This is a genomic window from Geminicoccus harenae, from assembly GCF_019800005.1.
In the GTDB taxonomy this organism is placed as follows: domain Bacteria; phylum Pseudomonadota; class Alphaproteobacteria; order Geminicoccales; family Geminicoccaceae; genus Geminicoccus; species Geminicoccus harenae.
Genome location: NZ_JABGCL010000233.1, coordinates 1 through 617 on the forward strand (window position 1 = coordinate 1; position 617 = coordinate 617).

General features: G+C 42.0%; 1 protein-coding gene. It reads right to left on the reverse strand.

The genetic code is table 11. The features are described 5' to 3' along the window. Positions 1 to 491, reverse strand: a 491-nt coding sequence (locus HLA95_RS29745) for a transposase family protein (RefSeq protein ID WP_222185195.1), incomplete at its 3' end; no start/stop codon positions are given. Positions 492 to 617 lie beyond the last annotated feature (126 nt).

Sequence of the window (617 nt, forward strand, 5' to 3'; positions counted from 1 at the left end):
TCTCCAACATCTGTCCAGCATACTGGGGATCTACAACGTCTGCCATACAGTGCCTCAAATGGTGCCATGCCAATAGTCGCCTGATAACTATTGTTGTATGCAAACTCAGCCAGTTTCACATACTCATCCCAAGATTTGCCAAAATCTAAAATACAAGCTCTCAGCATATCCTCTAGAATCTGAATAGTCCTTTCTGACTGGCCATCTGTCTGGGGATGAAATGCTGTACTCATCAGAATATCAGTACCCATAGCTTCCTGTAAACTTTCCCAAAATCTTGCAGTGAAACGAGGATCTCTATCAGAAACTATAGACAATGGTGCTCCATGCAAACAAATAATACTATTTATGTACAACTGAGCCAAACGACTGATAGAATCTGTAGTTCTCATAAGAATGAAATGTGCAGTCTTTGTCAACCTGTCAACTACAACCCAAATAGCATCGTACCTAGCCTTAGGAGTGACCGGTAAACCTACTACAAAATCCATAGTCACATGCTCCCATTTCCACACAGGTATAGGCAAAGGATTAGTCAAACCTGCAGGCCTCTGATGCTCAGCTTTTACCTGTTGACAAGTCAAACATCTCTTCACATAGTCTGCCACATCTCTCTT